The sequence below is a fragment of the Acidovorax sp. genome (assembly GCF_027492855.1).
In the GTDB taxonomy this organism is placed as follows: Bacteria; Pseudomonadota; Gammaproteobacteria; order Burkholderiales; family Burkholderiaceae_C; genus Acidovorax.
Genome location: NZ_JAPUDY010000099.1, coordinates 386627 through 406875 on the forward strand (window position 1 = coordinate 386627; position 20249 = coordinate 406875).

Consider the following 20249-nt stretch of genomic DNA (forward strand, 5'->3'; position numbering starts at 1 on the left):
CCGGGCCCTTTGGATTTAGAGATAGTGCGCTGTCGTGGTCATCACCTTGGCCGCGGCCTTCATGGCCAGGCGCGCAGGTGCGGGCAACTCCAAAGCGCCGGATGCTCGGGCTTGCGCGGCATGCCGCTCTTCATCGTCTTTCATGCGGGCCACCACCGCCCGCGAGGCCAGGTCCTCTTGCGGCAGCCGCTCCAGATGGCTTTGCAGGTGGGCCGCCACCTGGTTTTCCGTCTCCACCACAAACCCCAGGCTGGCGCGGTCGCTCACCTTGGCCGCCACCAGGCCCAGGGCAAATGCCCCTGCAAACCACAAGGGGTTGAGCAGGCTGGGGCGGGCACCCAGTGCATCGAGCCGCTGTTGTGTCCAGGCGAGGTGATCGGTTTCCTCCCTTGCCGCCTCTTGCAGATGGGCACGCAGATGCGGGTCGCGCGTCACGGCGGCCTGGGCGGTGTACAGCGCCTGCGCACACACTTCGCCCACGTGGTTGACGCGCATCAGAGCGCCCGCCAACTTCTTCTGCGCGGGGTCCAGCGCCGCCTCTGCCACACCATGGGCAGGGGTTCTCTCGGTGGCGCGGGGTTGGGCAAAAAGCGTGCGCAGTGCGCTGTCTGCGGCGGTCAGGAGGGAATCCATGGAAGCCTCTGGGTGTGGCAAGGGCGTCGAAACAAAAATTGCACTTTGATACAAAAAATCAAAAACAGGAAACAAGGACCAGATGGTCCAAAAGCGATTCTGCCAGCCCGCACTGGAATGTTGCAACGTTGCAACGAATTTTCCCTTTCGGGGGCTTTGTGGGTGAATTCCTTTGCGAAACCTGGCCGGGTCTGGTGCAATAAGAGCAACTTCCCCACCAGGAGGTTGGCCCGGGAAACCGGCGGGACTGTGCAGGTGCTTTCACCATAGACCCCCCGTACCGGAGCCCGATGTTTAACCTTGGAGTAACTCGCAATGAAAAAATCCCTGATTGCCCTGGCTGTGCTGGCTGCTTCCGGCGCTGCAATGGCTCAATCCTCCGTGACCCTGTTCGGCGTGGTTGACGCAACCTATGCCTACGGTTCCGGCAGCGTCGCTAACAAGTCGCAACTGACGAACTCCGGCTACAACAGCAGCCGTCTGGGTTTCCGCGGCGTTGAAGACCTGGGTGGCGGTCTGTCCGCTTCGTTCTGGCTCGAAGCTGGCGTGAACAACGACAACGGCACCGGCGGCGTTACCAACAGCAACAACCAAGCAGCTGCCAGCACCGGCGGCGGCCTGACTTTCAACCGTCGTTCGACGGTTAGCCTGAATGGCGGCTTCGGTGAAGTCCGTCTGGGCCGTGACTACACTCCCCAATTCTGGAACCTGACCGTGTTCGATCCGTTCGGCACGAACGGCGTGGGCACGACCCAAACCCTGAGCTCCAGCCTGGGTGGCCCAACCACCGTGCGCGCTTCGAACTCCATCGGTTACTTCCTGCCCGGCAAGCTGGGCGGCTTCTACGGCCAAGCCCAGTACTACATGGGTGAAAACCTGAGCAACGCAGCCAACAAGAAGGACGGCAACGGCCTGGCAGCTCGCTTTGGTTACGCCAATGGCCCTATCAACGCTGCTATCGCATTCTCCGAAACCAAGTTCCTGGCTGGCAACATCAAGTCCTGGAACCTGGGCGGCCAGTATGACCTGGGCGTGGCCAAGATCATGGCTCACTACAACCAAGACAAGATCAGCGGCGGCAACGACGGTAAGGGCTTCCTGATCGGTGGTCTGGTGCCCGTGGGCGCTGGCGAAATCCGTCTGGCTTACTCCACCTACAAGATCGACACCGTCGGTGCTGATCCCCGTTCGAACAAGCTGGCTCTGGGCTACGTGCACAACCTGTCCAAGCGCACGGCTCTGTACGCAACGTACGCTCACGTGAACAACAAGAACGGTGCCGCTTCTTCGCTGAACGGTTCCGTGACTGCTGCAAACGACAACTCCAACGGCTACGACTTCGGTATCCGTCACAGCTTCTAATATCGAAGACTGGCTTTTGGCCAGTTGTCGATATCAAAGCAAAAAAAGCCGCCTTCGGGCGGCTTTTTTTTGTGCGGCTTTTTGGGAGTTAAAGGGCATACCCGGTAATTCTTTCCGCGAAGACGCTTTCACTGTCTGAAACCGAAGTGTTGTGATGAGGGGGGCTGACCTGGGGTCATGCACTGGAAATGATGTAACCGAAGGCACATGAATGGTGGGGAAGGCGGCAAGGGGTGCCTTTATGGCCTCGCATTCCGCCCAATGCATGCAGGCCGCGAGGCTGAATTGCCTGGCACCGTCCTTGCATGAGAATCGAGCCAAAACAGCAGTAATAGGCCCTTCAACGCACCTGGGATTCAGGGATTTCCCGTTGGCTATAGAGCAACCTTTACTGCATAGTAAAACTTTTATTCAAGAGGGTTCCATGAAACTCAAATACAGTCTTTTGTCGGTGGCTGCGGCTGCCGCGCTGTTGTTTGCGCCTGCGTTGCAAGCCAAGCCTTTCAAGTGGGCAAGCCAGGGAGAAATCGCGACTTGGGATATTCATTCCCAAAACAATGCGCTTCAAAATGGCATTCATGCCAATGTGTATGAGAGCCTGGTTTACTACAACAGCAAGACGTTTGATGTGGAGCCCGTGCTGGCCACCTCCTGGAAGGAAATCAGCCCCACGCAGGTGCGTTTCACGCTGCGCCAGGGCGTCAAGTTCCAGGACGGATCGCCGCTGACGACTGATGACGCGGTGTACTCGATCCAGCGCGCCATGGCCAAGACATCGAACTTCACGCCCTATGTCCAAGGCATCAGCAAGGTCGCCAAGGTGGATGGGCAAACCCTGGACGTGTTCCTGTCGGCGCCCAACCCCGTGCTGCTGCGCCAGATGACCGAACTGCGCATCATGAGCAAGGCATGGGCAGAGAAGAACAAGTCGGTTGAGCCCAAGGACATCAAGGGCACGGACGAGAATTTTGCCCACCGCAATGCCATGGGCACGGGCCCCTACACGCTGGAATCGTGGCAGCCCGATGTGAAGATGGTCTTCAAGCGCAATCCCAACTGGTGGGGCAAGATGGACGGCAACGTGACCGAAATCGTCTACACCCCCATCAAGTCGGCGGCCACGCGCATTGCCGCGCTGTTGTCGGGCGAAGTGGACATGGTGCTCGACCCTACGCCGCAAGACTTGGGCCGCCTGCGTGCCAATGGCGACCTGAAGGTGATCGACGGCCTCGAAAACCGCACCATCTTCCTGGGCATGGACCAGTTCCGCGAGGAATTGCCCGGCTCCAACATCAAGGGCAAAAATCCGCTCAAGGATGTGCGTGTGCGCAAGGCCCTGTACCAGGCCATCGATGCAGAGACGATCTCGCGCAACATCATGCGTGGCTTGGGCAAGCCCACCGGCACCATCGTGGCGCCCCAGGTGGCGGGCTACACCGAAGCCGTGGGTAAGCGTTTCCCCTACAGCGTCGAGGCTTCCAAGAAGCTGCTGGCCGAAGCGGGCTATGCCGACGGCTTTGAGGTGGACTTTGCCTGCCCGAACAACCGCTACATCAACGATGAAGCCATCTGCCAGGCCGTGACCGCCATGTGGTCCCGCGTGGGGGTGAAGGCCAAGCTGCGCACGCTGCCGCTGGTGAACTACTTCCCGATGATCCAGCGCAACGAAGCCAGCATCTACATGCTGGGCTGGGGCGTGCCCACCTTTGATGCGCTGTACAGCCTGCAATCGCTGGTGCGCACCGTGGGCCAGGGTGGCGACGGCAACTACAACGTGGGCCGCTACAGCAACCAGCGCATGGACTACCTGGTGGATCGCATCAAGGCTGAAACCGATGCCCCCGTGCGCACCCGCATGCTGACCGAGGCACTGCAACTGTCCAACGACACCGTGTCACACATTCCGCTGCATGACCAGGTGATTCCATGGGCCGTGAAGAAGAACGTGGAGCTGGTCCATCGCGCTGACAATCGCGTGGATATGCGTACGGTCAAGGTGAACTGATTTATTCTCTGCACATGGAGAACAAGGGCCCTGAGGCCCTTGTTCTCTTTGGTTTAGTTTGACGACGTATTGCCAAACGGCGCCCGTGCCATCAAAAGTGGCTGTGGCGCCTCTATCGAACATTCACTCGACTTTCCGATGCTTGCCTTTATATTGCGCCGCCTGATCCAGGCTGTGATTGTCATGGTCACGGTGGCCTTCATCTCCTTCATGCTGTTCCAGTACGTGGGAGATCCCGTGGTGTTCCTGCTGGGCCAGGATGCCACCCCTGAACAAATTCGCGACCTGCGCGCTTCCCTGGGTCTCGACAAACCCTTCTTCGTACAGTTCTGGCACTTTCTGGTGAATGCGGCACAAGGCGAATTCGGCCTGAGCCTGCGCCAGGGGGCCAAGGTGTCCCGACTCATCGCCGAGCGTTTCCCCGCCACGTTGGAGCTGGCCCTGGTAGCCGCCTTCCTGGCCCTGGTCATCGGTGTGCCGATGGGTGTGTATGCAGCGCTCAAGCGCGGCACGTTCACCAGCCAGATGTTCATGACGCTTTCTCTGCTGGGTGTGTCGCTGCCCACGTTCCTCATCGGCATCTTGCTGATTCTGGTGTTTGCCGTGCACCTGGGCTGGTTCCCGAGCTTCGGGCGTGGCGAGGTGGTGCAGATGGGCTGGTGGAGCACCGGCCTGCTCAAGGCCAAGGGCTGGCACCACATCATCCTGCCGGCTGTAACGCTGGCCATCTTCCAGCTCACGCTGATCATGCGGCTGGTGCGTGCCGAAATGCTGGAAGTGCTGCGCACCGACTACATCAAGTTCGCACGTGCCCGTGGCTTGTCCAATCGGGCCATTCACTTTGGCCATGCGCTCAAGAACACGCTGGTGCCCGTGATGACTATCACCGGCTTGCAACTCGGCGGCCTGATTGCCTTTGCCATCATCACTGAAACGGTGTTCCAGTGGCCGGGTATGGGCCTGCTGTTCATCCAGGCTGTGACCTTTGCCGACATCCCCGTGATGGCCGCTTATCTGTGCCTGATCGCCCTGATCTTCGTGGTGATCAACCTGGTGGTCGATCTGTTGTATTTCGCAGTGGACCCCCGCCTGCGCGTTGGCAAGGCAGGAGGCCACTGATGCAAGGCCCCCGCCTGAAAGCTGGCGGCCGGGCATTTGCCCACATTGCGCAGTTCCACCCTGAACTGACGGCGTTGCGGCGCGACCTGCATGCCCACCCGGAGTTGGGCTTTGAAGAGATCTATACCGGTAACCGGGTGAAAGAGGCTCTCAAAGTTTGTGGCGTGGACGAGATCCATGACGGCATTGGCCGCACAGGCGTCGTTGCGGTGATTCGCGGGCGCAGCACCTCCAGCGGCAGCATGATAGGTCTGAGGGCCGACATGGATGCGCTGCCATTGGCCGAGCACAACGACTTCTCCTGGAAGTCGTGCAAGCCCGGCCTCATGCACGGCTGCGGCCATGACGGCCACACCGCCATGCTGGTGGGTGCGGCACGCTATCTGGCCGAAACCCGTAACTTCGACGGCACGGCCGTGTTGGTGTTTCAGCCGGGCGAAGAAGGTTTTGCCGGGGCTCGCGTGATGATGGAAGACGGTTTGTTCGACCGCTTTCCGGTACAAGCCATCTACGCCATGCACAACTGGCCGGCCATGGCGCCCGGTATGGTGGGCCTGAACTCCGGCGCCATGATGGCGGCGGCAGACCGCATCACCATCGAAATCACCGGCCGGGGAGGGCATGGCGCCCACGCCTACCAGACGGTGGATGTGGTGCTGGTGGCTGCGCACATCATCACCGCCGCGCAGAGCATCGTGTCGCGCAACGTACGTCCGCTGGATGGCGCCGTGGTCAGCCTGTGTGCGGTGCAGGCGGGCGATCTGGGCGCCTTCAGCGTGCTGCCGGGCTCGGCCACTCTGGTGGGGACCGTGCGCACGTTCAATCCTGTCGTGCAGGAGATGGTCGAGAAGCGGCTCAAAGAGCTGTGCAGCGCCATCGCCCTGGGCTTTGGCGCAACGGCCACGGTGAACTACGAGCGCATCTACCCGGCCACCATCAACAGCGAGGCCGAGGCGCTGTTCGCTGGCGACGTGGCCGAAGCCCTGTTGGGTGCAGACCATGTGGTGCGCGACCTGGAGCCCAGTATGGGCGCCGAGGACTTCTCATTCATGCTGCAGACCCGGCCAGGCGCCTACCTGCGCCTCGGCCAGGGCACAGGCGCCAGTGGTAGTGCCTTGCACAACAGCCGCTACGACTTCAACGACGACATCCTGCCGCTGGGCTCTGCGTTGCACGCGAGCCTGATCGAGCAATCGATGCCGTTGGCCATGCCCTGAAGGCATTTTTCGCACAACGCCAAACCCATCCCCCTGGATGACCATCCATTTCGCCCCCCTTTTCACTACGAGGAGATTTCCATGAAGCTTCAGAAAAAATTCGCCCTTGCCACGTTGTTTGCAGCCATGGCAACGGCCAGCCTGGCCGCCAATGCGCAGACCATCCGGGTCGCCAACCAGGGTGATGCACTTTCCATGGATCCGCACTCGCTCAACGAATCGCTGCAACTGAGCGTGACCGGCAACGTGTACGAACCTCTGGTGGGCCGCAACAAGGACCTGAGCCTGGCACCGGCCCTGGCCACCGCGTGGAAGCAGACCTCGCCCACCGTGTGGCGCTTCGAGCTGCGCAAGGGCGTGCAATTCCATGACGGCACTCCCTTCACCGCCGACGACGTGTTGTTCAGCTTCGCGCGCACCCAGGTGGATGGCTCGGACATGAAGAGCTACACCAACGACTTCAAGGAAGTGCGCAAGATCGACGATCACACCGTGGAGATCGAGACCAAGACGGCCTTCCCTATCCTGCCTGACGTGATTTCGCAAGTTTTCATGATGAGCAAGAAGTGGTGCGAGACCAACCAGGCCATGGGCCCCGTGGACCGCCGCAAGGGCATCGAGAACGCCGCATCGTTCCGTGCCAACGGCACTGGCCCCTTCCGCCTGCGCGAGCGCCAGCCCAACGTGCGTTCGGTGTTCACGCGCAACGGCAACTACTGGGGCAAGATCGAAGGCAACGTGACGGAGGTGGTCTTCACCCCCATCGCCAACGACGCCACCCGCGTCGCTGCTTTGTTGTCGGGCGAAGTCGACGTGATGGAGCCTATCCCGGTGCAGGACATCGACCGCGTCAACAGCAGCGCCAACACCCGTGCCATCACCGGCCCCGAGCTGCGCACGATCTTCCTGGGCATGGACCAAAAGCGCGATGAGCTGCTGTACTCCAGCGTCAAGGGCAAGAACCCCTTCAAGGACAAGCGCGTGCGCCAGGCCTTCTACCAGGCCATCGACATCGATGGCATCAAGAAGACCGTGATGCGCGGCGCCTCCAACCCGTCCGCGTTGATGGTCGGCCCTGGCATCAATGGCTTCCAGCCCGATGCCAAGCGTCTGCCTTACGACGTGGAAGCCGCCAAGAAGCTCATGGCCGAAGCGGGCTACCCCAACGGCTTTGAAGTGACCATGAACTGTCCGAACGACCGCTATGTGAACGACGGGCGCATCTGCCAGACCGTGGCCGCCAACCTCTCGCGCATCAACGTCAAGATCAACCTGCAGGCGGAAACCAAGGGCACCTACTTCCCCAAGGTGCTGCGCCGCGACACCAGCTTCTACATGCTGGGCTGGACGCCTTCCACCTACGACGCGCACAACGCCCTCAATGCCTTGATGGCCTGCGTGGACGACAAGGGTACCGGCCAGTTCAACCTGGGCTCTTATTGCAACCCCAAGGTGGACGAGCTGACCAAGAAGATCCAGGCCGAAACCGACAAGACCAAGCGCAACGCGATGATCAAGGAAGCTTTCGACCTGCATTCGGCCGACATCGGCCACCTGCCTCTGCACCAGCAGGCCCTGGCGTGGGGCGTCAACAAGAACGTCAAGCTGGTGCAACTGGCCGACAACTACATGCCCTTCAAATGGATGAGCATCAACAAGTAAGCAAGAAAGTCCGTACGTAGATTGCAGAGAAAAAAAGAGAACGACCGGTTCTTTTGAAAGTTCGCGCCACCGCTGGGCCGCTATCCGGGCCTTGCGGTGGTGTTTGTTTACTGGTTTCCCACAATGAAAACAACCCTTGCCCGCTGGTTAGACAGCGACGTTGGCTACAGCTTCCGTACTTCGCCCATGGCGATGATCGCGGCGGCGATTGCCCTGATCTGTGTGTTCTGTTCGCTTTTTGCCGGATGGGTCGCACCCCACAACCCGTTCGACCTGGCGACGCTGGAGCTGAGCGACGCCCGCCTGCCCCCCGCCTGGAGCGAGATGGGCTCCATGAAATACCCCCTGGGCACCGATGACCAGGGCCGCGACATCCTGTCTGCGCTGATCTACGGCGCGCGCATTTCCCTGGTGGTGGGCCTTGCCTCTGTGGTGCTCTCCGTGGTGGTGGGCGTGGCGTTTGGCCTGTTGGCAGGCTTTCGCGGTGGCTGGATCGACGCCGTGCTCATGCGCCTGTGCGACGTGATGCTGTCGTTCCCCGCCATTCTGGTGGCGCTGCTGATTGCAGGCGTAGGCCGGGCGCTGTTCCCCAACGCGCACGAGTCGCTGGCTTTTGGCGTGCTCATCATCTCCATCTCGCTCACCGGCTGGGTGCAGTACGCACGCACGGTGCGCGGCTCCACCCTGGTCGAGCGCAACAAGGAATACGTGCAGGCCGCCCGTGTGACGGGCGTCTCGCCCCTGCGCATCATGCGCAAGCATGTGCTGCCCAACGTGATGGGCCCCGTCATGGTGCTCGCCACCATCCAGGTGGCCACGGCCATCATCACTGAGGCCACGCTGTCCTTCCTGGGGGTGGGCGCGCCGCCCACATCGCCCTCGCTGGGCACGCTGATCCGCATCGGCAACGACTATCTGTTCTCGGGCGAATGGTGGATCACCGTGTTCCCCGGCGCCATGCTGGTGCTGATTGCCCTGTCGGTGAACCTGCTGGGCGACTGGCTGCGTGACGCCCTCAACCCACGCCTGCGTTGAATCCGAAGAAGTGACGACCCCATGAGCCTCCTAGAAGTCAAAAACCTCGTTGTCGAATTTCCGGGCCGCCGCGGCACCCTGCGCGCCCTGGACGACATTTCCTTTTCTATTGCACCCGGCGAGATCCTGGGCGTGGTGGGAGAGTCCGGCGCCGGTAAATCGCTCACCGGCGCGGCCATCATTGGCCTGCTGGAGCCACCGGGCCGCGTCGCCTCGGGCCAGATCCTGCTGGAAGGCCAGCGCATCGACAACCTCGGCAACGAGGAAATGCGCCACATCCGCGGCCGCCGCATCGGTGCGATTTTTCAAGACCCGCTGACCTCGCTGAACCCGCTGTACACCGTGGGTCGCCAACTCACCGAGACCATCCTGGCCCACTTGCCGGTCAACGCCGCAGAGGCGCGCCAGCGCGCCATCCAACTCCTCAAGGACACCGGTATCCCGGCGGCCGAGGAGCGCATCGACCACTACCCGCACCAGTTCTCCGGCGGCATGCGCCAGCGTGTGGTGATCGCCCTGGCCCTGGCGGCTGAGCCCAAGCTCATCGTGGCCGATGAGCCCACCACGGCGCTCGATGTGTCCATCCAGGCGCAGATCATCACGCTGCTCAAAAACATCTGCAAATCGCGCGGCGCCGCCGTGATGCTGATCACCCATGACATGGGCGTGATCGCCGAAACCTGTGACCGCGTGGCCGTGTTGTACGCCGGGCGCGTGGCCGAGATCGGCCCTGTGCACGACGTGATCAACAAGCCGTCGCACCCCTACACCAGCGGCCTCATGGCCTCCATCCCCGACATGGAGCAGGACAGAGAGCGCCTGAACCAGATCGACGGAGCCATGCCCCGCCTGAACGCCATTCCCAAGGGCTGCGCCTACAACCCGCGCTGCCCCAAAACCTTTGACCGTTGCATGACCGACCGCCCTGAACTGATGCCCGCAGGCTCCACCCGTGCCGCCTGCTGGCTGCATGCCGGTGCATCGGCTGCCTCCTCCACAAAAGCCGGGGTGGCCGCATGAGCACCGCAGCCACTACCTCCGCACCCGTGAAGAGCAAAGCCCTGGTGCAGGCGCACGACCTGGCCAAGACCTTCGACGTCTCTGCCCCCTGGCTCAACCGCGTGATCGAACGCAAGCCCCGCACCCTGCTGCACGCGGTGGACGGTGTGAGTTTTGAGATCGAAAAAGGCAAGACCCTGGCCCTGGTGGGCGAATCCGGCTGTGGCAAAAGCACCGTGGCTCGTTTGCTGGTGGGCCTGTACGAGCCCACGCGCGGCGGCCTCACGTTTGATAACCAGGATGCGCATGCCGCCTTCAAGGGCAATGATGCGCAGGCCATGCGCCGCCGCATCCAGATGATTTTTCAGGACCCATACGCCAGCCTGAACCCACGCTGGCTGGTCGAGGACATCATTGGCGAGCCGCTCAAGGAGCATGGCCTCATCACCGACAAGGCTGAGCTCAAGCAACGCGTGGGCGAACTGCTCCAGTCCGTGGGCCTGTCCCCGCTCGACATGGTGAAGTACCCGCACCAGTTCTCCGGCGGCCAGCGCCAGCGCATCTCCATCGCCCGCGCCCTGGCCACTGAGCCCGAGTTCCTGGTCTGCGACGAGCCCACCTCGGCACTCGACGTGTCGGTGCAGGCCCAGGTGCTCAACATCATGAAGGACCTGCAGCGCGAGCGCCAGCTCACCTACCTGTTCATCAGCCACAACCTCGCCGTGGTGCGCCACGTGAGCGACCAGGTCGGCGTGATGTACCTGGGCCGCCTGGTGGAACTGGCCGACAAACACACGCTGTTCGACACCCCGCGCCACCCCTACACGCGCATGCTGCTCGATGCCATCCCCAAGATGCACGACACCGGCAAGGCGCGCACCCCCGTGCAGGGCGAGGTGCCCAACCCGCTGAACCCGCCGCCCGGCTGCGCCTTCAACCCCCGCTGCCCGCATGTGAACGACCGCTGCCGCACCGAGCGGCCCCAGCTCAAGAGCATCGGCGGCATCCGCATTGCGTGCCATGCGGTGGAAGAGGGCCGGATTTGAGCCTGCGCGGGTTGTGACCCACGAGCAATGGGCGCCAGACAGGGCGCCCATTGTTTTTTATACTCCTGAATTGATAGCGGATTGCGCTTGTCCAGTAAGCGCTCAAGGCCAAAAACGATTGATTATGTATATGCCTCAGACACTTCTCCCCCATCCGTTCGGGCTGAGCCTGTCGAAGCCTTGCACGCGCACGGCAAGCCCTGGTTTCGACAGGCCTGTCCTGAGCCCGTCGAAGGGCTCAGCCCGAACGGGTAGGTCGGTCTCTGAGGTAGGTACATAGTCAGGCAAAAACGCTTAAAACTCACGCGTACCGCTTCGCCCGCAGGTTGTCCTTCATCTGCTGCAGGATGGGCTGCAGTGGGCTGCCGATGCGCAGCGCCACGCAGGTGGCCAGCACGTCGATGATGAGCAGGTGCATGAGGCGCGACACCATGGGGCTGTAGCGGTCGTAGCCCTCGGGGTGGTCGGCCGCCAGGTGGATGTTGCAGGTGCTGGCCAGGGGGGAGCCGCTGGCGGTGATGACGATGGTGGTGGCGCCGTTGCGGCGGGCGATGTCGGCGGCGTCCATCAGGTCGCGGGTGCGGCCCGAGTTGGAGATGATCACCGCGCAGTCGCCAGGCCCCAGCAGGGTGGCGCTCATCACCTGCATGTGGCCGTCGCTGGTGGCGATGGAAGTGACGCCCAGGCGAAAGAACTTGTGCTGCGCGTCCTGCGCCACGATGCCTGAGTTGCCCACGCCATAGAACTCGATGCGCTTGCCCATCTTCCAGGTGGCGGTGATGGCGTCGGCCGCGCGTTCGATGGCCACGGTGCTGGCGGCGTTGCGGTATTGCAAAAAGGCGGCCACGGCGTTGTCCACCACCTTCACGAGCACGTCGCCGGTTTTGTCGTCGGCGTCCACGCTGCGGTGGATGAATGGCACGCCCTCGCTCACGCTGCCCGCGAGCTTGAGTTTGAAGTCGGCTAGGCCGTCATAGCCCATGCTGCGGCAAAAGCGCACCACCGTGGGTTTGCTGACATGCGCACGCTCGGCCAGCTCGCGCACGGGCAGGCGGGCAAAAGCGCGGGGGTCGGCCAGCACCAGCTTGGCCACGCGCTGCTCGGCAGGGGCCAGGGACGAGAGCGAGGCGGTGATGCGGTCGAGCATGGGGTGGTGTTTCCTGGGGGGATGTGGCGGCAGAGAAAGAAATGGTAACTGCGTTTCATCATCAGCGGTACATGAGTTACCACGAGAGCGTCGCGCCGCGCCGCGCCGCGCCGTGCGTGTTATCCCGGTGGCCGGGGCCGTGGGCCAGCTCTAGGATGGCTCGTAACTTCACTGTCATCTTTCAACGGAAGCATCCTGATGCGCAAGCTCACCAAAAACACCCTGGCGGCTACCACCCTGGCCTTGCTGGCCTCCAGCGCCTTGGCCCAAGGCCAGGTCAATATCATCTGTTCGGTGCAGGCCGAGTGGTGCAACCTGATGTCCACCGTCTATGCCAAGACCACCGGCACCAAGGTCAACATGACGGCCAAGGGCTCGGGCGAGGCGCTGGCGCAGCTCAATGCCGAAAAGGCCAACCCCAAAACCGACATCTGGTTTGGCGGCACGGGCGACCCGCACCTGCAGGCGGCCGAGCAGGGCCTCACGCTCGAATACAAATCGCCGCAGCTCGCGCAGCTTTACCCCTGGGCGCAAAAGCAGGCGGTTGACTCCAAGTACCGCACCGTGGGTGTATACCTGGGCCCGCTGGGCTTTGGCTACAACAAGGAGCTGCTGGCCAAGCGCAAGCTCAACCCGCCGCAATCCTGGGCCGACCTGCTCAAGCCCGAGTTCAAGGGTGAGGTGCAGATGGCCAACCCCGCATCGAGCGGCACGGCCTACACCATGATCGCCACGCTGGTGCAATTGATGGGCGAAGAAAAAGCGTTTGAGTACCTCAAGGCGCTGCACCCCAATGTGAGCACCTACACACGGTCTGGCACTGCACCGGTCAAGGCAGCGGCGCGCGGCGAGACCACGGTATCGGTGAGCTTTGTGCATGACGTGACCACTGAGGCCGTTAACGGCTTTCCCGTGGGCTCGGCCACGCCCAAGGAGGGCACGGGCGCCGAGGTGGGCTCGATGAGCATCGTCAAGAACGGCCCCAACACCGAGGCCGCCAAAAAGTTCTATGAATGGGCGCTCACGCCCGGCGGCCAGCAGTTTGGCCTGGCGGCCAAGCAGTTCCAGTTGCCCAGCAACACGCAGGTGCCCAAAGACCCGCGCATGACCGACCCCGCCAAGATGAAGCTCATCAACTATGACTACGCCAAGTACGGCGCCAGCGCCGAGCGCCGACGCCTGATTGCGCGTTGGGAGAAGGAAGTCCAGAACGCGGCACGCTGATGGCCGCAGCGTCTTTGGCGATAGGGCCCGGGCCCCAGCGGGCGAGCGCGGCCAACCGGCCCCTCTGGGCCTGGGTGCTGATCGGCGTACTGGGTTATCTGCTGCTGCCCTGGTATGCGCAGCAGGATGCCAACGGCCTGTTGGCCGTGGGCCAGGTGTGGGGCGATGCGCAGGCCGCCAATGGCTTGCTGCAGGCCGCGCAGTTCGGGCGGCCCTGGCTGTGGCTGGGCCTGGCGGGGCTGGCCGTGGCGGGCGTGGGCGCTGCCTTGCCTGCGGGCCGCAGGCAGGGCGCCGTGCTGGTGGCGGGCGGCGCGCTGGGGTTGGCCGCGCTGCTGCTCAGCGGCTTTGCGATCGGCGCGCGCGGCTGGGCGTTTGAATGGCTGAACGCGAGCCTGGGTGAGCTGGGCGCGCGCCAGCCGGGCATAGGCTGGGGCGGCTTCGTGGTGCTGTCTGCTCTGCTGGTGCTGCTGTCTTTTGGCATTGCGCGGCGTGGCTTCTTCAAGGGCGATTTGTTTGTGGCCGCCGCCGTGCTGGGCTGCGGCAGCCTGCTGGCGCTGTTCATCGTGTTCCCGGTGCTCAAGGCGCTATCGGCGGCGTTCTTTTTGGAAGACGGCCCGTTCTCGCTGGCCGCGCTGTGGGAGCGTATTGCACACGAGCGCAACTTCAGCCTGGCGTGCCTGGGTGGCGGCCAGCGCTGCGGCGTGGCGTGGAACACGCTGTTCCTGGGCCTGATGACGGCCACCAGCACCACGCTCTTGGGCACCTTCATGGCGCTGATGGCCGAGCGTGCCTCGCGCCGCTACGCGCGGCCGCTCAACATCGTGGCGCTGCTGCCTATCATTACGCCGCCGTTTGTGGTGGGGCTGGGGCTTATTCTGCTGTTTGGCCGCGCGGGCGTGTTCAACCAGTTTCTTGAATACGCGTTCGGCATCACGCCCACCCGCTGGTTCTATGGCTGGCTGGGTGTGTGGGTGGCGCAGACCTTTGCGTTCACGCCCATCGCCTTCATGATCATGCGCGGCGTGGTGCAGGGCGTGGCGCCCAGCTTGGAAGAAGCCGCGCAGACGCTGCGTGCCAGCCCGCACCAGACCTTCATGACGGTGACCTTGCCGCTGCTCAAGCCCGGTTTGGCCAATGCCTTCCTGGTGGGTTTCATCGAAAGCATGGCCGACTTCGGCAACCCCATCGTGGTGGGCGGGCAGTTCTCGGTGTTGTCCACCGAAATCTTCTTCGCCATCGTGGGCGCGCAGTACGACCAGGGCCGCGCCGCGTCGCTGGCCTGGATCCTCACACTCTTTGCGCTCACCGTGTTCGCCATCCAGCGGGGGCTGCTGGGCAGGCAGAACTTCACCACCGTGTCGGGCAAGGGCGATGCGGGCATCGCGATGCCGCTGCCGGCAGGCGTGCGCCGCGTGGTGCATTCGGTGGCGCTGCCCTGGATGGCGTTCACGCTCATCGTCTACCTGTTCGCGCTGGCAGGGGGCTTTGTGCAGACCTGGGGGCGCGACTACACCATCACGCTGGCGCACTTTCGCACCGCGTTCAATGTGGAATGGGGCCAGTTTGGTGTGGTGTGGGCGGGCACGGCCTGGAACTCGTTTTTCACCACCATCAAGCTCGCGGCCATCTCGGCGCCGCTCACGGCGACGCTGGGCATTGGCATTGCGTGGCTGCTGGCGCGCACCGAGTTCCGGGGGCAGGGCGCGTTTGAGTTTGCGGCCCTGCTGGCCTTCGCCATCCCCGGCACCGTGCTGGGCGTGAGCTACATCCTGGCCTTCAACGTACCGCCGTTCGAGTTGACGGGAACGGCGCTGATCATTGTGTTGTGCTTTGTGTTCCGCAACCTGCCGGTGGGCGTGCGGGCGGGCACGGCGGCGTTCAAGCAGCTCGACCGTTCGCTCGACGAGGCGTCCGTCATGCTGCGCGCGGGCAGCGTGCAGACACTGCGCCATGTGGTGCTGCCGCTGCTCAAGCCCGCGCTGGTGGCAGCGCTGGTCTACAGCTTCGTACGCGCCATCACCACCGTGAGCGCGGTGATCTTCCTCGTCACGGCCGAGAACGAGCTGGCCACCACCTACATCATCGGCCGCGTGGGCAATGGCGACTATGGCGTGGCGCTGGCGTATTGCACGGTGCTCATCATTCTCATGTCAGCTTCCATCGGCCTCATTCAATTGCTGGTTGGCGAGCGCAAGCTCGGTCGCCGCGGGGCTGCCCCCGCTGCGCACTGACCCCGTTTCAGAAAAAGAAGACACGCCATGAACAACAACGGTGCGGGCATTGTGTTTCGCAACATCACCAAGCGCTACGGCACGGACAACAGCGCGGCGCTGGCCGTCAAGGGCATCAGCTTTGAGGTGCCACGCGGCACGCTCACCACCATTCTCGGCCCCTCGGGCTGCGGCAAGACGACCACGCTGCGCATGATCGCGGGGCTGGAGTCGCCCACGGCGGGCGAGATCTTCATCGGCGGCAAGGACGTGACCACGCTCGGGCCCGCGCAGCGCAACGTGAGCATGATGTTCCAGAGCTATGCGCTGTTTCCGCACATGAACGTGGTGGAGAACGTGATGTACGGCCTGCGCATGTCGGGCCAGGCCAAGGACGCGGCGCGCGCCAAGGCGGTGGAGGCCTTGCGCGGCGTGGGCCTGGTGGGGTTTGACGACCGGCTGCCCAGCGAGCTGTCGGGCGGCCAGCAGCAGCGTGTGGCCCTTGCGCGCGCGCTGGTGCTGGAGCCCGAGGTGCTGCTGTTCGATGAGCCGCTGTCCAACCTCGACGCGCGCCTGCGCCGCGAGATGCGCGAGGAGATCCGCGCGCTGCAGCAGCGCCTGTCGCTCACGGTGGCCTATGTCACGCACGACCAGGCCGAAGCCATGGCCGTGAGCGACCAGATCATCGTGATGAACCAGGGCCTGATTGCACAGAAAGGCTCGCCGCGCGATCTGTATGAAACACCGCGCAGCGAGTTCGTGGCGGGCTTCATGGGCGAGGCCATGCTGTTCCCGGCCGATTCGGAGGCCGACGGCTCGGTGCGCCTGGGGCCGCTGGTTCTGCGCCCGCGCACGGCGGTGCGCAGCGGCCCGGTGAAGGTGGCGGTGCGGCCTGAAGCCTGGCGAATTCACCGCCATGGTGACGGTTTGCTGCCCGCGCGTCTGGCCAAGGCGGCCTACCTGGGCGCGGTGCATGAATACACCTTCGAGACGGCACTGGGCAGCATCTTTGTGGTGTCTGCAGACCTTGATGACGTGCTGGCCGTAGGCGATGAAGTGCTGCTCGGCCTGGGTGTGCATGGCGTGTCGGTGGTGGGCCGTAGCGAGGGCTCTGCGGCCAATGCGGAATAATGGCGGCATGAACCAACTCGACGCCCTCAAACAGTTCACCACCGTGGTTGCCGACACCGGCGACTTCAAGCAACTGGCGCAGTTCCAGCCCCAGGATGCCACCACCAACCCGTCGCTGATCCTCAAGGCCGTGCAAAAGCCCGAGTACGCGCCCCTGCTGCAAGACACCGTGGCGCAGTTCAAGGGCCGCCCGATGGACGAGATCATCGACCGTCTGCTGGTGCGCTTTGGCCGCGAGATTTTGGCCACCATTCCGGGCCGTGTCTCCACCGAAGTGGACGCCCGCCTGAGCTTTGACACCAGCGCCACCGTTACCCGCGCCGAACGCATCATCGAGCTGTACCAGGCCGAGGGCATCCACATCGACCGCGTGCTCATCAAGATCGCCTCGACCTGGGAGGGCATCCAGGCCGCTGAGCAACTGGAGCGCAAGGGCATCCACACCAACCTCACGCTGCTGTTCTCGTTTGCGCAGGCCGTGGCCTGCGGCCAGGCCAAGGTGCAACTGATCTCGCCCTTTGTGGGCCGCATCTACGACTGGTACAAGAAGCAGGCAGGCGCCACCTGGGACGAAGCCGCTCGCGCGGGCGCCAACGACCCCGGCGTGCAATCGGTCACGCAGATCTACAACCATTACAAACGCTTCGGCATTGCCACCGAGGTGATGGGAGCGAGCTTTCGCAACGTGGGCCAGATCACCGCGCTGGCGGGCTGCGACCTGCTGACCATCGCCCCCGACCTGCTGGCGCAACTGGCCGCGAGCGACGCGCCGCTGCAGCCCGCGCTCAACGCCGATGCCGCGCGCCAAATGGACCAGCCTGCCGTCAACTATGACGAAGCCGGGTTCCGCTACGCGCTCAATGAGGACGCCATGGCCACGGAGAAGCTGGCCGAAGGCATCCGCGCCTTTGCCGCCGATGCGATGAAGTTGGAAAAGCTGATCCTCGCGGCGTAACGCTTACGCAGGGTCTTGGCCGGGAAGACCTGCCAAAGAAGCGCCTCTCGGGGCGCTTTTTTACTGCAGCGGGATCTTGAGTCCCACGCGCAGGCCGTGCGGCACCAGGAGCTCGGCAAGGGCGTCACCGCCGTGCCGCTGTGCAATGCCTTTGACGATGGACAGGCCCAGGCCGCAGCCCCCGGCTTTGGCCGAGCCGCGCCAAAAGCGTGCAAACATGTCGGAGAGGTGTTCGGGGGGCACACCGGGGCCGTCATCTTCCACCACCAGCATGGCTTTGTGGTCTGGCGCGGAGGTTACTCGCACGGTGATGGTAGCGCCCTCGCCCGCGTAGTGCAGTGCGTTGTCGATGAGATTGTTGAGTGCCTCGCGCAGCAGCAGGGGCTGACCTTGCACGGTGAGCTGTTCGTCGCCTTCGTAACCCAGGTCCATGCCCTGCGCCAGGGCACGGGCGGCCCATTCGCGGGCCACCTCGCGGGCCAGGGCGGCCAGGTCAATGGTCTGCAGGTCCACCGTGGACTCGGAGCGCGCCAGCTGCAGCAGCTGGTGCACCAGGTGGGCACTGCGCTGCGCGGCCGACAGCACCTTGTGCAAGCGTTCCTGCACGGCGGGTTCGTGGCTTTCGTGCAGGGCCAGCTCGGTCTGGCCAATCAGCCCCGCCAGCGGCGTGCGCAGCTGGTGCGCGGCGTCGTTCAGAAAACGCTTTTCTTTCTGCTGGCCCCGGTCCACCGCGTCGAGCAGGCGGTTGATGGTGCTGGCCAGCGAATGCACCTCCTGGGGGGCCGAGGTCAGCTCGATCGGGGGCAGTGGGTTGCTGGTGTCGTGGGGGCGGGCTCCGGCTTGCTCGATCTGCGCTTCCAGGCGCTTCAGGGGCTGAAGCCCGCGCAGCACGCCCGCATACACCAGCGCGCTCAGCGCCAGCCCCATCAGGCCCATGGGGATCAGCATCCGCGCCAGCAGCTCCTGGGCAATGCGCTCGCGCACCGTGAGGCTTTGGGCCACCTGCACGCGCAGGCGCTGGCGCGTCTGGGCCGTGCCGTAGTCTACGTCCAGCAGGGCCACGCGCACGGGTTTGTCGTCCACCCGGGCGTGGTACAAAAACGCTTCGCCCACAGCCACTTCTACTGGTGGGGGAGGCGGCAGTTGGGCGTTGCCCAGCAGGAAGCGGCCAGGGGGCGACGACACCATGTAGGTGATGCGGTCGGCTGGGTCCTGTTCCAGGATGTCCTGCGCGGCCTTCGGAAAGTCCACCAGCAGTCCGTCGCCAATCGGTTTGATCTGCCGGGCCAGCGCGCGCACCGACTGGGTCAGCGTCTGGTCGATGCCTTTTTCGCCGTTCTGCAGTGCAATGCGCCAGGCCAGAAAACCGCCCGACAGCCACAGCACCAGTTGCGGCAGCAGCAGCCACAGCAGCAGCTTGCGCTGTAGGGAAACGCCGGGGACCTGGCGCATGTCAGCCGCCCAGCGCAAAGCGCGTCAGAGGGGGGCTTTTTCGCATCACGGCTTCTCCAGCATGTAGCCCAGGCCCCGGATGTTGCGGATGGCCAGGCTGGACTGGTCGAGCTTCTTGCGCAGCCGGTGCACATACACCTCCAGCGCGTTGGAGTTGAGCGGCGCCGCCGTCTGCCCAGGCTCGGGTGGGCTGGCGCGCCAGGCGGCGAGCACATCGTCGCGCGTGACCACTTCGCCGCTGCGGTGCACCAGCAGCTCCAGCAGCTCCCACTCGCGCTGCGTGAGGTCGAGCAGGTCGCCATTGAGCGCCGCCGCATGGCTGGCGTGGTCCAGCACCAACGGGCCGATGGTGGTGCTGACGCCGCCCGCTGCGCTGCTGGCCTGCGTGAAGGCGGGCTGCCGGGCGCGGCGCAGCATGGCCTGCAGGCGGGCCTGCAGCTCTTGCATGTTGAAGGGTTTGGTGAGGTAGTCGTCGGCCCCGGCATTGAGCCCGAGCACGCGGTCTTCCACGCCGTCGCGGGCCGTCAGGATCAGCACGGGCAGGCCCGCAATGTGCGTGCGTGCCCAGGTGAGCAGCTCCATGCCATCGGCGCCGGGCAGCCCCAGGTCCAGGATGATGCCGTCCACCGCCTGGGCCTGTAAAAGGGCCATGGCCTGCGGCACGCTGCTGGCCGTGCACACGCTGTAATCGAGTTGCTGGAGCTGGCCGGTGAGCGCGTCGAGCAAGAGGGCGTCGTCTTCGACAATAAGTAGCGTGGCCATGGATTGAGCATATCAAAGCCCCTAGCTGCGGGGCTCCTGTGTGGGCCTTCTGCGACTCTCAGGGAAAGTCCTGAGAATTAAATTAATTATTGTAATTAAAGTACCGACTGCGCTGGATGCCACGGGGTTCGCGGCGCAGCAACGGATTCAAAACAACGTCGAGGAGACAAGGGTATGTGGAAGATGACAAAGACCGCCGCGCTGGCGGTGGGCCTGGCGGCTGCGATGTCCGCCAGCGCGGGGGAGGTCGAGGTCCTGCATTACTGGACTTCGGGCGGCGAGGCCAAGTC

The 20249-nt window shown here is 63.8% G+C and carries 16 protein-coding genes; 12 read left to right on the forward strand and 4 right to left on the reverse strand.

Features of this window, described 5'->3' with window-relative positions; all coding sequences use genetic code 11:
- Positions 1-15 precede the first annotated feature (15 nt).
- On the reverse strand, positions 16-633 hold the full coding sequence (gene coq7 / locus Q0105_RS20100) for a 2-polyprenyl-3-methyl-6-methoxy-1,4-benzoquinone monooxygenase (protein ID WP_298214406.1): 618 nt from the start codon (positions 631-633) through the stop codon (positions 16-18).
- A 315-nt stretch (positions 634-948) separates the two neighbouring features.
- Here coq7 and Q0105_RS20105 point away from each other — a divergent pair, with 315 nt between their 5' ends.
- From Q0105_RS20105 to Q0105_RS20140, 8 genes are all read left to right on the forward strand, one after another.
- Entirely contained in the window at positions 949-1995 is a 1047-nt protein-coding gene (locus Q0105_RS20105) for a porin (protein WP_298214408.1), read from the forward strand.
- 424 nt (positions 1996-2419) lie between these two features.
- Complete coding sequence (locus tag Q0105_RS20110) at positions 2420-4000, forward strand: ABC transporter substrate-binding protein (RefSeq protein WP_298214410.1); 1581 nt, start codon at positions 2420-2422, stop codon at positions 3998-4000.
- A 138-nt stretch (positions 4001-4138) separates the two neighbouring features.
- Positions 4139-5119 (forward strand): ABC transporter permease, encoded by a 981-nt coding sequence (locus Q0105_RS20115; protein WP_298214412.1) that lies wholly within the window; start codon positions 4139-4141, stop codon positions 5117-5119.
- Complete coding sequence (locus Q0105_RS20120) at positions 5119-6336, forward strand: M20 aminoacylase family protein (RefSeq protein WP_298214414.1); 1218 nt, start codon at positions 5119-5121, stop codon at positions 6334-6336. Before Q0105_RS20115 ends, Q0105_RS20120 begins: the two co-directional genes overlap by 1 nt.
- 81 nt (positions 6337-6417) lie before the next feature.
- On the forward strand, positions 6418-7998 hold the full coding sequence (locus tag Q0105_RS20125; protein WP_298214416.1) for an ABC transporter substrate-binding protein: 1581 nt from the start codon (positions 6418-6420) through the stop codon (positions 7996-7998).
- 123 nt (positions 7999-8121) lie between these two features.
- Complete coding sequence (locus Q0105_RS20130; protein WP_298214418.1) at positions 8122-9033, forward strand: ABC transporter permease; 912 nt, start codon at positions 8122-8124, stop codon at positions 9031-9033.
- Positions 9034-9054: 21 nt separating this feature from the next.
- The gene (locus Q0105_RS20135) at positions 9055-10053 is read left to right on the forward strand and encodes an ABC transporter ATP-binding protein (protein WP_298214420.1); all 999 of its coding nucleotides are present in this window, start codon (positions 9055-9057) and stop codon (positions 10051-10053) included.
- Positions 10050-11078, forward strand: a complete 1029-nt coding sequence (locus tag Q0105_RS20140; protein WP_298214422.1) for a dipeptide ABC transporter ATP-binding protein — start codon at positions 10050-10052, stop codon at positions 11076-11078. The genes Q0105_RS20135 and Q0105_RS20140 overlap by 4 nt, the downstream gene beginning before the upstream one ends.
- A gap of 301 nt (positions 11079-11379) precedes the next feature.
- Here Q0105_RS20140 and Q0105_RS20145 read toward each other — a convergent pair whose 3' ends face one another.
- A complete protein-coding gene (locus Q0105_RS20145; protein WP_298214423.1) occupies positions 11380-12225 on the reverse strand; it encodes an SIS domain-containing protein in 846 nt (281 codons plus the stop codon).
- Positions 12226-12423: 198 nt separating this feature from the next.
- On the opposite strand from Q0105_RS20145, the gene Q0105_RS20150 reads away from it, so the two are divergent.
- Genes Q0105_RS20150 through tal form a run of 4 tightly spaced genes read left to right on the forward strand, consistent with a single transcriptional unit; the run spans position 12424 to position 17745 of the window.
- A complete protein-coding gene (locus Q0105_RS20150; RefSeq protein ID WP_298214425.1) occupies positions 12424-13449 on the forward strand; it encodes an ABC transporter substrate-binding protein in 1026 nt (341 codons plus the stop codon).
- Positions 13449-15680, forward strand: coding sequence for an iron ABC transporter permease (locus Q0105_RS20155; protein WP_298214427.1), 2232 nt, complete (start codon positions 13449-13451; stop codon positions 15678-15680). Before Q0105_RS20150 ends, Q0105_RS20155 begins: the two co-directional genes overlap by 1 nt.
- Before the next feature lie 27 nt (positions 15681-15707).
- The gene (locus Q0105_RS20160; protein WP_298214429.1) at positions 15708-16790 is read left to right on the forward strand and encodes an ABC transporter ATP-binding protein; all 1083 of its coding nucleotides are present in this window, start codon (positions 15708-15710) and stop codon (positions 16788-16790) included.
- Positions 16791-16797: 7 nt separating this feature from the next.
- On the forward strand, positions 16798-17745 hold the full coding sequence (gene tal, locus Q0105_RS20165) for a transaldolase (RefSeq protein WP_298214431.1): 948 nt from the start codon (positions 16798-16800) through the stop codon (positions 17743-17745).
- A 60-nt stretch (positions 17746-17805) separates the two neighbouring features.
- On the opposite strand, the gene Q0105_RS20170 is transcribed toward tal, so the two are convergent.
- Positions 17806-19197, reverse strand: coding sequence for a sensor histidine kinase N-terminal domain-containing protein (locus tag Q0105_RS20170; protein WP_298214433.1), 1392 nt, complete (start codon positions 19195-19197; stop codon positions 17806-17808).
- 45 nt (positions 19198-19242) lie between these two features.
- A complete protein-coding gene (locus tag Q0105_RS20175; protein WP_298214435.1) occupies positions 19243-19959 on the reverse strand; it encodes a response regulator transcription factor in 717 nt (238 codons plus the stop codon).
- Between the last annotated feature and the right edge of the window lie 290 nt (positions 19960-20249).

Bases quoted from the DNA above. Each gene is read 5' to 3' on its own strand.
- Q0105_RS20115 (WP_298214412.1), top strand. From the start codon at position 4,139: ATGCTTGCCTTTATATTGCGCCGCCTGATCCAGGCTGTGATTGTCATG.
- Q0105_RS20120 (WP_298214414.1), top strand. From the start codon at position 5,119: ATGCAAGGCCCCCGCCTGAAAGCTGGCGGCCGGGCATTTGCCCACATT.
- Q0105_RS20135 (WP_298214420.1), top strand. From the start codon at position 9,055: ATGAGCCTCCTAGAAGTCAAAAACCTCGTTGTCGAATTTCCGGGCCGC.
- Q0105_RS20145 (WP_298214423.1), bottom strand. From the start codon at position 12,225: ATGCTCGACCGCATCACCGCCTCGCTCTCGTCCCTGGCCCCTGCCGAG.
- coq7 (WP_298214406.1), bottom strand. From the start codon at position 633: ATGGATTCCCTCCTGACCGCCGCAGACAGCGCACTGCGCACGCTTTTT.
- Q0105_RS20140 (WP_298214422.1), top strand. From the start codon at position 10,050: ATGAGCACCGCAGCCACTACCTCCGCACCCGTGAAGAGCAAAGCCCTG.
- Q0105_RS20175 (WP_298214435.1), bottom strand. From the start codon at position 19,959: ATGGCCACGCTACTTATTGTCGAAGACGACGCCCTCTTGCTCGACGCG.
- Q0105_RS20150 (WP_298214425.1), top strand. From the start codon at position 12,424: ATGCGCAAGCTCACCAAAAACACCCTGGCGGCTACCACCCTGGCCTTG.
- Q0105_RS20160 (WP_298214429.1), top strand. From the start codon at position 15,708: ATGAACAACAACGGTGCGGGCATTGTGTTTCGCAACATCACCAAGCGC.
- Q0105_RS20105 (WP_298214408.1), top strand. From the start codon at position 949: ATGAAAAAATCCCTGATTGCCCTGGCTGTGCTGGCTGCTTCCGGCGCT.
- Q0105_RS20170 (WP_298214433.1), bottom strand. From the start codon at position 19,197: ATGCGCCAGGTCCCCGGCGTTTCCCTACAGCGCAAGCTGCTGCTGTGG.
- tal (WP_298214431.1), top strand. From the start codon at position 16,798: ATGAACCAACTCGACGCCCTCAAACAGTTCACCACCGTGGTTGCCGAC.
- Q0105_RS20110 (WP_298214410.1), top strand. From the start codon at position 2,420: ATGAAACTCAAATACAGTCTTTTGTCGGTGGCTGCGGCTGCCGCGCTG.
- Q0105_RS20155 (WP_298214427.1), top strand. From the start codon at position 13,449: ATGGCCGCAGCGTCTTTGGCGATAGGGCCCGGGCCCCAGCGGGCGAGC.
- Q0105_RS20125 (WP_298214416.1), top strand. From the start codon at position 6,418: ATGAAGCTTCAGAAAAAATTCGCCCTTGCCACGTTGTTTGCAGCCATG.
- Q0105_RS20130 (WP_298214418.1), top strand. From the start codon at position 8,122: ATGAAAACAACCCTTGCCCGCTGGTTAGACAGCGACGTTGGCTACAGC.